The sequence below is a fragment of the Bordetella sp. genome, from assembly GCF_051960075.1.
Lineage (GTDB): Bacteria > Pseudomonadota > Gammaproteobacteria > Burkholderiales > Burkholderiaceae_B > Bordetella.
The window spans coordinates 1-13229 of the sequence record NZ_JBQCER010000049.1 but is presented as its reverse complement, the minus strand read 5'-3'; the positions used below and the strand labels follow the sequence as shown (position 1 = coordinate 13229).

The window sequence follows — 13229 nt, the reverse complement described above, 5'->3', positions numbered from 1 at the left end:
GTGCTCACGACGCGAGGCGCGACAGATCGGCCACGCGGTTCATCGCGGCGTGCAACGAGGCGAGCAGCCCCAGGCGATTGGCGCGCAGGGCCGGGTCCTCGGCATTGACCATCACGCCGTCGAAGAACGCGTCGACCGGGCCCTTGAGCGCGGCCAGCTCGCGCAGCGAACCGGCGTATTCGCCCGCGTCGAACAGCGTGTCGGACGCGGCGCGCACCTCGGTCAACACGCCTGCCAGTTTCTGCTCGGCGGCTTCCGTAAGCAGCGCGGCGTCGATGCGTTCCTGCGCCTGGCCGTCGGCCTTCTTCAGGATATTGCCTACGCGCTTGTTGGCCGCGGCGAGCGCGGCGGCTTCGGGCAACGCGGCGAAGGCGCGCACCGCCGCCAGCCGCTTGGCCACGTCGCCCAGGCGCTGCGGACGCAGGGCCAGCACGGCGTCGATTTCCTGCGCGCTGTAGCCTTGCTCGCGCAGCAGGCCGGCGAGGCGGTCGTAGATGAAGTCGGCCAGCGCGGCGCCGGCGTCCTGGATCTTGTCGCCGAAAGCGGGCGTCGCGATCTGGCCCAGCAGCACGTCCAGATCCAGCGGCAGGTCTTTTTCGATCAGCATGCGCACCACGCCCAGCGCGTGGCGGCGCAGTGCGAACGGGTCCTTGTCGCCGCTGGGCAGGTTACCGATGCCGAACATGCCGGTGAGCGTCTCGAGCTTGTCGGCCAGCGCCACAGCCACGCCGACCTGCCCGCGCGGCAGCTCGTCGCCTGCGAATCGCGGCTTGTAGTGGTCCTCGATGGCATCGGCCACGTCCGCCGCCAGGCCGTCGTTGAGGGCGTAGTAGCGGCCCATGATGCCCTGCAGCTCGGGGAACTCGCCCACCATGTCGGTCAGCAGGTCGGCCTTGGCCAGTTGTGCGGCCTGGTCGGCAAGCTGCGCGTCGATGCCCAGCTTGCCGGCGATGGCCTTGGCGATCGCGCGCACGCGTTCGACGCGCTCGCCCTGCGTGCCCAGCTTGTTGTGATAGACCACCTTGGACAGGCCCGGCACGCGGCTTGCCAGCGTCTTCTTGCGGTCTTGGTCGAAGAAGAACTTGGCGTCGGCCAGGCGCGGGCGCACCACGCGCTCGTTGCCGCCGGTCACGGCGCCAGCGTCGGCGGGACTGATGTTGCTGACGACCAGGAATTTGTTGGTGAGCTTGCCCTGCGCGTCCAGCAGCGGGAAGTACTTCTGGTTGGCCTTCATCGTGAGGATGAGGCACTCCTGCGGCACGGTGAGGAATTCCTGCTCGAACTGGCAGACCAGCACGTTGGGCCGTTCGACCAGTGCCGTCACTTCGTCAAGCAGGGCGTCGTCGTCGATGGGTTTGACGCCGCCGCCGACCTGCGCCGCGGCCGCATCGAGCTGGCGGCGGATCTGCGCGCGGCGCGCGTCGAAGCCGGGTATCACCGCGCCGCTTTCCTGCAGCGTGGCGGCATAGCTGTCGGCGTCCTTGATGACGATGGGATCGGCGGTCGCTTCAAAGCGGTGGCCGTGCGTGGCGTTGCTCGCCGTCAGACCCAAAGCCGAGACGGGCACTACCTGCGCGCCGTGCAGCGCGACCAGGCCGTGCGCCGGGCGCACGAACTTCACGTCGGTCCAGCCGTCGGTCAGTTGGTAGGTCATGACCTTGGGAATGGGCAGCCTGGCGATGGCTTCGTCCAGCGCCTTCTGCAGGCCGTCGGCCAGCAGTGCGCCCCTGGCGGTGCTTTCGTAGAACAGGGCTTCGGCCTTGCCGTCGGGCGCGCGCTTGAGATTCGGCACCACCGACGCATCCGCGCCCAGCGCGGCGAGTTTCTTGAGCAGCGCGGGCGTGGGCTGGCCCGAGGCGTCCAGGCCCACGCTCACGGGCATGAGCTTTTGCGACACGGCGCGGTCGGCGGCCTGCGCGGCCACCGCGGTCAGGTGCGCGCCCAGGCGGCGCGGCGAGGCATAGGCCGTGAGCGTGGAGTCCGCGCCCGCCAGGCCCTGCGCCTTGAGTTGCTCGGCCAGCACGCCGGCGAAGGCGTCGCCCAGCTTCTTGAGCGCCTTGGGCGGCAGTTCTTCGACGAACAGTTCTACGAGAAGATTTTGATTGCTCATGGTTGTTATCAAGCTACTTTCTTGTCGAGCTTGGCCAGCGTTTCTTCGGCCCAGTTCCTGGGCGCCATGGGAAAGCCCAGGCGCGCGCGGCTGTCCAGGTAGCTTTGCGCCACGCTGCGGGCCAGGTTGCGGATGCGGCCGATGTAAGCGGCGCGCTCGGTGACGCTGATGGCGCCGCGCGCATCGAGCAGATTGAAGCTGTGCGCGGCCTTGAGCACCTGTTCGTAGGCCGGCAGCGCAAGCTGCGCTTGCATCAGGTGCAGGGCCTGGCGCTCGTGCGCGCCGAAGGCGGTGAAGAGAAAGTCGGCGTCGCTGTGCTCGAAGTTGTAGGCCGACTGCTCTTTTTCGTTCTGCAGATAGACGTCGCCGTAGCTGAGACCTTCCGTCCATGTCAGGTCGTAGACGTTTTCCACGCCCTGCAGGTACATGGCCAGGCGCTCCAGGCCGTAGGTGATTTCGCCGGTGGCCGGCTTGCAGTCGATGCCGCCGACCTGCTGGAAGTAGGTGAACTGGGTGACTTCCATGCCGTTGAGCCACACCTCCCAGCCCAGGCCCCAGGCGCCGAGCGTGGGGTTCTCCCAGTCGTCCTCGACGAAGCGGATGTCGTTCTTCTTCAGGTCGAAGCCCAGGGCCTGCAGGCTGCCCAGGTACAGCTCCAGGATGTCGGCCGGCGCGGGCTTGAGGACGACCTGGAATTGGTAATAGTGCTGCAGGCGGTTGGGGTTCTCGCCGTAGCGGCCGTCCTTGGGGCGGCGCGAGGGCTGGACGTAAGCGGCCTTCCAGGGCTCGGGACCGATGGCGCGCAGGAAGGTGGCGGTATGCGAGGTGCCCGCGCCGACTTCCATGTCGTAGGGCTGCAGGAGGGCGCAGCCTTGCTTGTCCCAGTAGTTCTGGAGGGTGAGGATGATTTGCTGAAAGGTAAGCATTTTGCCGGCGAGATGGGCGGGAAACCGGGCATTTTAACTTCCTTCCTCGGGTTCCCAAGCCAGTGAGCCGGAGGGCTCTGGACTGGTCTGGGTTCTTGAAGTGCCTTGGTTGAGCTCTTGAGCCGCCGGCTTGGGTTCACTGAGGGACTGGTTTGAGTTGCTAAGGCGCCTTCGACAGGCCTGCGGGAGTTCCGGCGCTCGCCCGGTGGGCTGCGGTTGACCGCCGTCGCGGATCTGCAGAGGCTGCCCCCCGCACTGTTCATAAAAAGGCCGCCCGGACTCCGCGCACCGGCATTGCAAGAGAGGAAACAAGCAGCACCCGCGGGCAGCCATGCGCCTGAATGAAGCGTGGTGCAAGTCATGCCCCATCGCGAGTTGTGTAATCGCAATGATTTGATCGGTTGGAGGCAGTGGGATTGCCGCGGTGTGCTGGTACGACGCCTATGCCGTAAAGAGCAAGAGATTTTTAACCCTGGACTCCTGGGCCGCTTTCGAGAAAGTTCGCGATCCAGGCGGCAAATGCCTGCATGAAGCTTTGCAGGAATTTTTGCGAATCTTCATTGACCAGTGTGCCGTCGGCGTCGAACAGCTTGTCAGCGCCGCCGATGTAGGCTTCCGGTTGCTGCATTGCCAGGATATTGAGGAACGTCAGCGACTGACGCAGATGGTGATTCGCTCCAAATGCGGCGATGGCTCCGGGAGACACGCTGACTATGGCACCGGGCTTGGCATTCCAGACGCTGCGGCCATAGGGTCGAGAACCCACGTCGATGGCGTTCTTGAGAACGGCCGGCACGCTGCGGTTGTATTCCGGCGTGACGAACAGGACAGCATCGGCGCGCGCTACCCGCTGGCGAAAGTCTTTCCAGGCGGGAGGCGCGGCTTCTGCTTCGAGGTCCTGGTTGTAGAACGGCAACTGGCCGATCTCGACAATGTCCAGCTTCAGTTCGGGCGGTGCCAGCGCCTCGAGCGCGTTTGCCATCTTACGGTTGAGAGAGTCTTTGCGCAGACTGCCTACCAGCACTACGACGTCGCGTGCCTTGCTCATATCACACTCCTTGCCATTGGCAATTGAAATTCATCGTCTTGGTAACGCTAGCCGAGCCGGCCGCGACAGCGGGCGCCCGGGCCACGCGCGAGGACGACCGCCGCGCCTCGTTCTTGCACGCGAGGACCGGATCCGGCATCTAGCGGCATCAGCATCGCTGATGTCTGGCTATTTTATGCTGAATTACTGTAATATGAAATTTATATAAAAAATTAGTGTAATAATTAAGCTGTTTGATGCATCCTATACTCATATATTGGGAGAATTGCATGGGTAACGGCACGCTTTTCGTGGCAACGGCCGGACAGGCCATTCTGCGCAGCGCCGACGACGGCTTGACCTGGCACCGCCAGGGCCTTGGGCAAATCCTGGAGTTCGACGGCACGGTGCGTTCGCTGAGCGCCAGCCCGATCTCGGCCGAGACGGTCTATGCTGGCACCGATGTCGGCCTGTGCGTCAGCCACGACACGGGCAATGTCTGGGAAAGGGTGGACAGTCCATTCAACGGCCAGACTGTCTGGAAGGTGGCAGTCGATCCTCGAGACGCCAATCGCATTTTTGTCGGCACCGGGGCACCCTCGCGCGCGGTGCTGTGGCGCACGCTGGACGCAGGCAAGAGCTGGACGCGCGCGCCTGTCGAGATCCCCGAGTTTTGCGCAGGTGTAAGCCGGCCGCGCTTGCTCGCGTTCGCCTTCGATCCCACCGACCGTAGCCAACTCTGGTTCGGCCTGGAAGAGGGCGGGCTGTTTCACAGCCGCGATGGCGGCGACAACTGGGAGCGCGTCGACGACCGCCTGCTGTACGACTTTCACACCGATATTCACAACATCGCGGTACTGCCCAATCGAGGCAAAAAAGTCGTCGTCGTGGTCTGCGTGAACGCCGTATACCGCAGCGAAGACGAGGGCCAGACCTGGACCGGCCTGCTGGCCAAGGAGGCCTGGGGTCTGTACTACATACGGGCCCTGGGCGTGCCCGCGGGCACCGATGACACGCTCTACATCAGCATTTCCGACGGCACGCCAGGCGCCACCAGCAAGGTGCTCATCACGCAGGATGCGGCAAAAACCTGGGAGCTCCAGCCGTTTCCACAGCAGCCCAACTCATGCATCTGGGCCATCGGCATCAACCCGGCGAACACCGCCCAGATGATTGCAGGCGCCAAATACGGCGACCTGTTCACATCCACCAATAGCGGCAATATGTGGAAGAAAGAATGGCGCGAGTTCAGCGAAATCACCGACGTATTGTGGACGTCGGCGGTGGCACGGATGAGGCCGGCCCACCAATCGATCGCCAAAAAGTGAGCGGGCAGGGCCTGCGCCAGGCCTGATACCGGAGAACGGCGGCAGGGTCTCACCTTCGGTGAGGGGGGCGCTCTGTCACGGTCCGCCTTTGAAAAGCCAAAATTCTCATATTAAGAGAAATTAGAAAAATTAGATCCGGGGCTTTTCGCCAGTCGGCCTTGCCGGGCATGGTTCTTCCCACTTCAAGCGCCTGAAACAGGCGCAAGGGTCTTGCCTGCGCCTGACTTTTCACCAACCAAAAGATGTCTCAAAACGATATTGTAAGAATAGGTGTTTCCCCGCAGTTTATTTTATGGCTGTTTTTATAACAATATTATCAAATTACAGTAATTCAACATTTATCAGCCGACCGAACGTTACCGAGGAGACTTTCATGTCAGTCATCAAGCACCGAGCACTCATTTCGGCCTCCGTCGCAGCAGCCATTTCCATGGCCACGGCGCCGTGCCTCGCAGCGACCACTCCCATCAAGATCGGTTTCATGGTTTCCAGCACCGGGCCGGCTGCCGTCATCGGCATCCCGCAGCGCAACTCGGCGCTGCTCATGCCCAAAGAAATCGACGGCACGCCTGTGCAGATCACGGTGCTCGACGACGGCGGCAACGCGACGAACGCCGTGAACAACGTCAAGAAGCTCATCAGCGAAGACCACGTCGATGCGCTGATCGGCCCGTCGATTTCTCCCAATGCCATGGCGATCCTGAACTTCGTGGCCGAATCGAAAACGCCGCTCATCGCTGCCGTCGGAACCGACGCCGTCATCCAGCCGGTGGATGCTGTCCGCAAATGGGTCTTCAAGACCGCACAGGCCAACTCGCTGATTTTGCAGGCCGAGGTCGGGAACATGGTCAAGGGCGGGATCAAGACGCTCGGTCTCCTGCGCCTAAACGACGCTCTCGGCGAGGAATGGGCCACCACCCTCAAGCCCATTATCGATAAAGCCGGCATCAAGCTCGTGGCCGACGAGCGTTTCCAGCGCAGCGACAGCAGTATTGCGGCGCAAACCATCCATCTCGTGGCAGCAAACCCCGACGCCATTCTGGTGGCGGCGGCCGGCGGCACTTCGGCGCTCGGCCAGCAGTCGCTGGTTTCGCGCGGCTATCGCGGCAAAATCTACCAGACCGAGGGCGCCGCCACCGACGACTTCGTGCGCCTTGCCAAAAAGTCGGCGGAAGGGGCGTTGATGGCCGCGGGCCCACTGCAGGTCGTGAATCAGCTCGACAATAGCAATCCCATCAAGAAGGTTGCTCTGGGCTACATCGCCGAGTACGAAAAGGCACAAGGCACCAAACCGTCCACCTTCGGTTCCAATGTCTATGACGCCGAAATCCTTCTGAAAAATGCCGTCCCCGTGGCGCTGAAAAAGGCGCAACCGGGTACGGAACAATTCCGCAGTGCGCTGCGAGATGCGTTGGAAAACAGCAAGGACGTGGTCGGAACGCAGGGCGTGTTCAACATGACGCCCGAAAACCACAACGGGATGGACAAGCGCTCCGCGCTCATGATGGTCGTGAAAAACGGCAAATGGGTCCTCCTGAAATAAAACCTTTCGACAGATTGGGTTTTCTCATCACCACGATGGCAGCCTCATGGACTTCACTGTCGCATTCTCTCTTTTGCAAGACGGGCTCACTAACGGCGCTGCGTATGGGCTGATAGCGCTGGCGCTCGTTCTGGCGTTTTCAGTCACACGCGTGATCATGGTGCAGGCCGGCGAGTTCGTCTCGTTCGGCGCGCTCACCATCTATACGCTGCAAAACGGCCAGACCCCCATGACAGTGTGGTTCATGCTGGCTGCCTGCTGCGTTGCCGGCGTCATGGAACTGATCCGGTTGCGCTGCGCGCACGCTCCTGCCGCGCGGTACTTGCGTCCCGTCGTCTGGTGGGTCGCCGTGCCGGCCGTCATCGCAGCCGTTACGGTCGCGGTGCCGAAAGCCCACGCACCTATGGCGCTTCAGGTTCTGCTCACGCTCGCCATCGTCGTGCCCATCGGTTCGGCCATGTATCGGGTCGTCTACCAGCCGATCGCGAATGCCTCGATCCTGGTTCTGCTCATCGTCTCGGTAGCCGCCCATTTCGTTCTCGACGGGCTGGCCTTGGCGGCGTTTGGTCCTGACGGCGCGCGCACGGCTGCGTTCACCGACACTCGCTTCGAGGTCGCCGGACAAAGCGTTGCGCTGCAAAACCTGCTCGTGCTGGTCGCGAGTGCCGCGCTCATGGGCATGTTGTACTGGTTCTCTCAAAAGACCGCCCACGGGCGTGCGCTTCGCGCCACAGCCAGCAACCGGCGCGGCGCGCTCCTCATGGGCATCAGCGCAGACATGGCCGGTTTGACGAGCTTCGGGCTGACTGCGCTCATTTGCGCCATCGCGGGCATTCTCATCGCGCCCTTCGTCACCATTTACTACAACTCGGGTTTTCTTGTCAGTCTGAAAGCTTTCGTAGGAGCCACGGTCGGCGCCATGGTCAGTTATCCCTTGGCCGCGCTGGGGGCTTTGTCGATCGGCGTGTTCGAAAGCTTTGCCGCGTTTTGGTCGAGCGGCTACAAAGACGCTCTGGTATTTGCCCTGATGGTGCCGATCCTGCTGGGCTGCTCGATGTTCTCCAGTCACATTATCGACGAAGAAGAAGAAAAGGCGGGGGGCGGCATGCGCACGGTTCCGCGCTTCATCAAAGCGCTGCGCGACGCGGCGTGGCGCGTGCCCGGCAAGCTTTGGCTCATCGCGCTGCTTGTGTTCATCGCCGTGCTGCCCTTTGGGCTGTCGCACTACTACGTCACGCTCACCTGCTACATCTATCTATACGCCATCGTCTGCCTCGGCGTCATTCTCCTGACGGGCGTGGCGGGCCAGGTGTCGTTCGGGCAGGCCGCTTTCGTCGGGGTGGGCGCCTATGCCAGCGCCGTGCTCACGAAAGCCTGGCTGATTTCCCCCTGGCTGGCCCTGCCTCTCGTTCTGCTCGCCACGGCGCTGTGCTCCTGGATTCTCGGCGCCGTGACCTTGCGCATGCGCAGCCACTACCTGCCCATCGCCACCATCGCTTGGGCGGTCAGTATTTTCTACGTGTTCTCCAATACCGACAGCATCGGCGCCTCCACGGGCATGACCGATCTTCCGCCCATTCCGTTGCCCACGTTCGGATTTGTTCAGAGCTACGAGCTGCGCATCTATTACTTGGTCGCACTCGTGCTGGTCATCCTGGCCCTGGCGAGCCGGAACCTGCTCGATTCCCGCACCGGCCGGGCAATACGATCGCTCAAGAGCAAGGCGCTCATGGCGGAAAGCATGGGCGTGAACGTCCCGCTCCTGAAAATCAAGGTGTTCGTCCTCGCCGCTGTTCTCGCCGGGATTTCGGGGTGGCTTTATGCGCATATGCAGCGCTTCATCAATCCCTCGTCTTTCGGCCTGGAAATGGGAGTGCAGTACATCTTCACGGCGGTGATCGGCGGCATTGGGCAACTGTCCGGCGCCATCGTCGGGTCGGCGGTGGTCGGCGCGATCAGCGATTGGCTGCAAAGCATCCTGCAGATGAATGTCCTGCAGAAATTCGGCAACCTACAGCAGGTAATCTTTGGCGTGCTTATCGTTTTGCTGCTGCAACGCACGCAGCACGGCATCGCCTACCTGTTCACGGCGTTCATCCGGCCGCGCAAAGTGCCCGAGGGCGGCGATGCGCTGTTGACGATGTATGCGGGCCCGGCGCCGGAGGCCGGCAAGCCGATTCTGCGTGTGAACCGCGCCACCAAGCGGTTCGGCGGGCTGACCGCCGTGTCGGATGTCAGTTTCGATGTCGCGCCCGGGGAAATCATGGCCATGATCGGTCCCAACGGAGCGGGAAAATCGACCATGTTCAACCTGATCTCGGGCGCGCTCAAGCCCACGTCCGGCGAAATCATCTTCGCCGGAAAGCGGATCAACGATCTGACCGGCCACTCCATCGCCGACACCGGCCTGTCGCGTACGTTCCAGCATGTGAAGCTGCTGGGCGAGCTGTCCGCCATCGATAATGCGGCGCTTGGGGCCTACCGCCACGGGCGGTGCGGGATGCTCGCAACCATGCTCAGGCTGGATCGCCACGAAGAGAGACAAGCCATGGAAGCCGCCGCCACGGCCCTCGAGCGCACCGGGCTTGCCGAAGTTGCCAACCAGCCCGCCGGCTCCCTTCCTCTCGGAAAGCAGCGTATTCTGGAAGTAGCCCGCGCGCTCGTCGCCCGTCCGCAAATGCTGTTGCTCGACGAACCCGCCGCAGGCCTGCGAGCCGGCGAAAAAGACGAATTGGCCGAGTTGCTCAAGCGGCTGCAATCAGAAGGCATGACCATTTTGCTCGTCGAGCACGACATGGCGTTCGTCATGAATCTGGCCGACCGCGTCATTGTTCAGAATTTTGGGTGCACGTTGACTATCGGCACTCCCGCCCAGGTTCAGTCGCATCCCGATGTCATCGCCGCTTACCTCGGAGGGGTGGCATCATGAAAGCCGAGTCCGCAACTCCGATCCTGCAGGTCGACAACCTGTCGGTCTGCTACGGCGCGATAGAAACCGTACGAAATGTGAACCTGACCCTGTTCGAAGGCGAGGTGGTCACCATTCTCGGCCCGAACGGCGCGGGCAAGACCACCACCATGGAAGCCCTGATGGGCATGTTGCCTTTCTCGGGCGGCGCACGCTATTGCGGCGAGAGCATCGAACATTGGACCACCACCGAGCGGGTGCGCCGCGGGCTCACCTTGGTACCCGAATCGCGCGACTTGTTTTCCGACATGAGCGTGCGCGAGAACCTCGTGCTCGGCGCGTTCAGCCGCCGCTTTCACGGCAGACGCGACTTACAGGACGAACTCGACGGCGTCTACAGCGTCTTCCCGCGGCTGAAAGAGCGCGCGAGTCAGCTTGCGGGCACGTTGTCGGGCGGCGAGCGCCAAATGCTGGCTATCGGCCGCGCTCTGATGCTCAAGCCCAGGCTGCTCATGCTTGACGAACCGAGCCTCGGCCTCGCTCCACGCATTGTGACGGAAGTCTTCAACATCATCGGTCGGCTGCAATCACACGGTGTTTCGGTGCTGCTGGTCGAGCAGAACGCGCGGGCTGCGCTTGCCATCGCGGACCGCGCCTACGTTCTCGAAACGGGCAGCATCGTCCAGGAAGGCCCGGCCGAGCTGCTCGGCCGAGACCACCGATTGACGCGAATTTATCTGGGTTTGAAGTCCTGAATCGTATGCCTGGATAGCGCAGCGGATCCAGGTATCGATCCGACGAGGGCCAGCTCCCGAGGCGCGCAACCGGAATCCGGCAGGCGCCTTTGATGGCGTATTGTCCGTCAACTTGCGATGCGCGCTGCGATTTCGTTGGCAGCGCCGCAAATCAAGGTGGCGAGGAATTCGCGATTGAAGGCGTTGAAGCGGTCTGAACTGCCGGCAAGCGTGATGCTGCCAAGGATTCGATGCTTTTCATCGAAGATGGGGGCGGCAATGCCGCTGTTGTGCGGGCTGAGTTCATGTTCGCTGATGCAGTAGCCGTCCTTGCGGATGCGCAGCATGGCTTTCGAGAATTCTTTCCAGGTGCCCAGGGCCGCGCCGCTCTCTTCCGGCGGCGTTTGATCGTACAGGCGCCGCAATTGTCTAGGCAGCAGATAGGCAAGCACCACGCGAGCGGTCGCGCTGCGGAACAGGTTTATGGGCGAACCTCGGCCGAAATCCAGCGCGGAGGTGTCGCTGGCCGATTTCTGCAAAATGTTGATGACCTTGGACCCGTACCACTCGCTGATGAGCAGATCGAGGCTGGTTTTGCGCACCAGATCGTCGACGATATCGCGGCTGACCGACAGCACGGGATCGAAACGGGTCATGTGCCGGTCGAGTTCGATGATGCGCGGGCCCACGGCATAGCCGCGCGGCAGTCGCACCAGCAGGCCGGCGCCGGCCAGTTCGCGCACGTAGCGGTAAGCGCTCGAAGCGGGATAGCCGAGTTCCTTGCTGATGACGTCGATGTCGATGACGGGCTGGTCGTCCCGGAACAGGGACAGGACCTCGAGCATGCGTTGAAGGCTGTTCATGGATATTTCGCGGTTTTCTGCGTGCGTTCGCAACAGTGTGCGAGTGTGGGGCAAAAGCGATATTTACGCAAAAAGGTAATTCTGCAATAAGAACTTCATTCTTCCCCGAAAATTTCGTCTATGTATTGCTGATTTACTATAATTTGATAAAATAACAAATATGAAAAGCAAATCAGCCACGCTTGCCAGGCGTATGACGGTGAGGAGGAGTCCATGGCTAGGATGACGGGAGCGCAAGCTCTATGGGCGGCGTTGGCTGCGAAGGGAGTGGACACGTGTTTCGCCAACCCCGGGACGACCGAGCTGGATATGGTGCGTGGACTCGAGCTGCGCAACGATGTGCGCTGCGTCCTGGGCCTGCAGGAAAATATCTGCACCGGGGGCGCCGACGGATATGGCCGCATGACCGGCCGCGCCGCCGCGACCTTGCTGCATCTGGGGCCTGGGTTCGCGAACGGCATTGCGAATCTGCACAATGCGCGCCGCGCGCACACGCCCATTGTCAATGTGATCGGGGATCACACCAGTTGGCACCTGAAGTACGATGCGCCGCTGACTTCCGATATCGAGTCGCTTGCCCGTCCCGTTTCCGGCTGGGTGCATCGTATAGCCGACCCTGGCGACATCGTGCCGGCGGCCCACGCCGCGGTTGCCGGCAGTCGGGCGCGCGGTGGCCAAGGGGCTACGCTCATTTTCCCGGCGGATTTCCAGGCCGAGCTGCAGGATGCGCCGGCAGATACTGCCGCGGCCGGCGAGTCGCTGGCCGACGAGGCATCCGCATCGATTGACCTGGCTGCCGCAGTAAGCAGGCTGCGCGCCGCTTCCCATATTGTTTTCCTGCTTGGCGGGGGCGGCGAGCACAGCGCGCTCGGCGCGCGGGGCCAATGCGAGGTCGCCCGTCTCTGCGAAGCGCTGGGGGCCACCGCATATGCCGAGACGTTCCCGTCTCGCAGCGAGCGCGGCCAAGGGCTTCCCGCGTTCGGGCGTCTGCCTTATTTTCCCGAGCCGGCCCGCGACGTACTCGACCGCGCCGATCTGGTGGTGCTGATAGGCGCAAGCGCCCCGATTACCTATTTTGGTTACGCCGGGCACCCCAGCGCGCTGGTCGAGACCGAACGCCTGTTGGTGCTGAGCCGGCCAGGCGAGGCGGTGGCCACGCAGCTCGAGCAGCTTGCCGACGCCATGCAGGCCCCGGCATATCGGGCGCAAAGCGTTGCGTTGCCGGAAGTCGCTCCTGGGCCTTTGACCCCGGCTTCCATCTCCTCCGCGCTGGCGCGCGCGCTGCCCAAGGGAGCCATTGTTTCCGTCGAAGGCGGCACTTGCGGCTACCCGTTCTATGCCGTATCCGCCGCGGCCGAAACGCACACGACGCTGACCAATACCGGCGGGGCCATCGGGCAGGGCTTGCCCGTTGCCATGGGGGCGGCCATAGCCTGTCCCGAACGCACGGTTGTCGGCCTGCTTTCCGATGGCAGTACCCAATATACCGTCCAGGCGCTTTGGACAATCGCGCATGAAAACCTCGATGTCGTGGTTTTGATTGCGGCAAATCATCAGTACGGCATCCTGCGCAACGAGTTGCGCCGTGACGGCAAACCATTGGGAGCGCGCGCCGAGACGCTGACGTCTCTCGCAAATCCATGTATCGATTGGGTCGGACTGGCTCGCGCATATGGGGTCGAGGCTTCGCGCGCGCAAACCGGTGAAGAACTCGTGGCGCAGCTCGAGCATGCATTCTCGCGGCGCGGTCCGTTCCTCATTGAAATGTCTCTGTAAGGCATACACCAGTC

At 62.6% G+C, this 13229-nt stretch carries 10 protein-coding genes; 5 read left to right on the top strand and 5 right to left on the bottom strand.

The window, feature by feature from the left end; translation table 11 throughout:
- Positions 1-4: 4 nt before the first annotated feature.
- The 3 genes from glyS to ACTHJ1_RS06575 all read right to left on the bottom strand — a co-directional run bounded on the left by glyS (position 5) and on the right by ACTHJ1_RS06575 (position 4084).
- A complete protein-coding gene (gene glyS, locus ACTHJ1_RS06585) occupies positions 5-2110 on the bottom strand; it encodes a glycine--tRNA ligase subunit beta (RefSeq protein WP_440189495.1) in 2106 nt (701 codons plus the stop codon).
- 8 nt (positions 2111-2118) lie between these two features.
- Positions 2119-3036: a glycine--tRNA ligase subunit alpha gene (gene glyQ / locus ACTHJ1_RS06580; RefSeq protein ID WP_440189492.1), complete on the bottom strand. Its 918-nt coding sequence runs from the start codon at positions 3034-3036 to the stop codon at positions 2119-2121.
- Between the two features lie 466 nt (positions 3037-3502).
- On the bottom strand, positions 3503-4084 hold the full coding sequence (locus ACTHJ1_RS06575) for an NADPH-dependent FMN reductase (RefSeq protein ID WP_440189489.1): 582 nt from the start codon (positions 4082-4084) through the stop codon (positions 3503-3505).
- 269 nt (positions 4085-4353) lie between these two features.
- Between ACTHJ1_RS06575 and ACTHJ1_RS06570 the strand changes: the two genes are divergently transcribed.
- Positions 4354-5391 carry a VPS10 domain-containing protein gene (locus ACTHJ1_RS06570; protein ID WP_440189486.1) on the top strand — a complete coding sequence of 346 codons (1038 nt, stop codon included), beginning with the start codon at positions 4354-4356 and terminating at the stop codon, positions 5389-5391.
- Positions 5392-5712: 321 nt separating this feature from the next.
- On the opposite strand, the gene ACTHJ1_RS06565 is transcribed toward ACTHJ1_RS06570, so the two are convergent.
- Positions 5713-5937, bottom strand: coding sequence for a hypothetical protein (locus ACTHJ1_RS06565; protein WP_440189823.1), 225 nt, complete (start codon positions 5935-5937; stop codon positions 5713-5715).
- Here ACTHJ1_RS06565 and ACTHJ1_RS06560 point away from each other — a divergent pair.
- Genes ACTHJ1_RS06560 through ACTHJ1_RS06550 form a run of 3 tightly spaced genes read left to right on the top strand, consistent with a single transcriptional unit; the run spans position 5873 to position 10597 of the window.
- Positions 5873-6934, top strand: coding sequence for an ABC transporter substrate-binding protein (locus ACTHJ1_RS06560; RefSeq protein WP_440189815.1), 1062 nt, complete (start codon positions 5873-5875; stop codon positions 6932-6934). The two genes, ACTHJ1_RS06565 and ACTHJ1_RS06560, sit on opposite strands and share 65 nt — an antisense overlap.
- Positions 6935-6980: 46 nt before the next feature.
- A complete protein-coding gene (locus ACTHJ1_RS06555; RefSeq protein WP_440189483.1) occupies positions 6981-9863 on the top strand; it encodes an ABC transporter permease subunit in 2883 nt (960 codons plus the stop codon).
- On the top strand, positions 9860-10597 hold the full coding sequence (locus ACTHJ1_RS06550) for an ABC transporter ATP-binding protein (RefSeq protein ID WP_440189480.1): 738 nt from the start codon (positions 9860-9862) through the stop codon (positions 10595-10597). The genes ACTHJ1_RS06555 and ACTHJ1_RS06550 overlap by 4 nt, the downstream gene beginning before the upstream one ends.
- Positions 10598-10704: 107 nt before the next feature.
- On the opposite strand, the gene ACTHJ1_RS06545 is transcribed toward ACTHJ1_RS06550, so the two are convergent.
- The gene (locus ACTHJ1_RS06545) at positions 10705-11439 is read right to left on the bottom strand and encodes an IclR family transcriptional regulator (protein WP_440189477.1); all 735 of its coding nucleotides are present in this window, start codon (positions 11437-11439) and stop codon (positions 10705-10707) included.
- A 213-nt stretch (positions 11440-11652) separates the two neighbouring features.
- Here ACTHJ1_RS06545 and ACTHJ1_RS06540 point away from each other — a divergent pair, with 213 nt between their 5' ends.
- Complete coding sequence (locus ACTHJ1_RS06540) at positions 11653-13215, top strand: acetolactate synthase large subunit (RefSeq protein ID WP_440189474.1); 1563 nt, start codon at positions 11653-11655, stop codon at positions 13213-13215.
- The last annotated feature ends 14 nt before the right edge of the window (positions 13216-13229 follow it).

What these genes read in the sequence shown, in the direction of transcription:
- glyS (WP_440189495.1), bottom strand. Translation starts at nt 2,110, where the DNA reads ATGAGCAATCAAAATCTTCTCGTAGAACTGTTCGTCGAAGAACTGCCG.
- glyQ (WP_440189492.1), bottom strand. Translation starts at nt 3,036, where the DNA reads ATGCTTACCTTTCAGCAAATCATCCTCACCCTCCAGAACTACTGGGAC.
- ACTHJ1_RS06575 (WP_440189489.1), bottom strand. Translation starts at nt 4,084, where the DNA reads ATGAGCAAGGCACGCGACGTCGTAGTGCTGGTAGGCAGTCTGCGCAAA.
- ACTHJ1_RS06570 (WP_440189486.1), top strand. Translation starts at nt 4,354, where the DNA reads ATGGGTAACGGCACGCTTTTCGTGGCAACGGCCGGACAGGCCATTCTG.
- ACTHJ1_RS06560 (WP_440189815.1), top strand. Translation starts at nt 5,873, where the DNA reads ATGGTTTCCAGCACCGGGCCGGCTGCCGTCATCGGCATCCCGCAGCGC.
- ACTHJ1_RS06565 (WP_440189823.1), bottom strand. Translation starts at nt 5,937, where the DNA reads ATGAGCAGCGCCGAGTTGCGCTGCGGGATGCCGATGACGGCAGCCGGC.
- ACTHJ1_RS06555 (WP_440189483.1), top strand. Translation starts at nt 6,981, where the DNA reads ATGGACTTCACTGTCGCATTCTCTCTTTTGCAAGACGGGCTCACTAAC.
- ACTHJ1_RS06550 (WP_440189480.1), top strand. Translation starts at nt 9,860, where the DNA reads ATGAAAGCCGAGTCCGCAACTCCGATCCTGCAGGTCGACAACCTGTCG.
- ACTHJ1_RS06545 (WP_440189477.1), bottom strand. Translation starts at nt 11,439, where the DNA reads ATGAACAGCCTTCAACGCATGCTCGAGGTCCTGTCCCTGTTCCGGGAC.
- ACTHJ1_RS06540 (WP_440189474.1), top strand. Translation starts at nt 11,653, where the DNA reads ATGGCTAGGATGACGGGAGCGCAAGCTCTATGGGCGGCGTTGGCTGCG.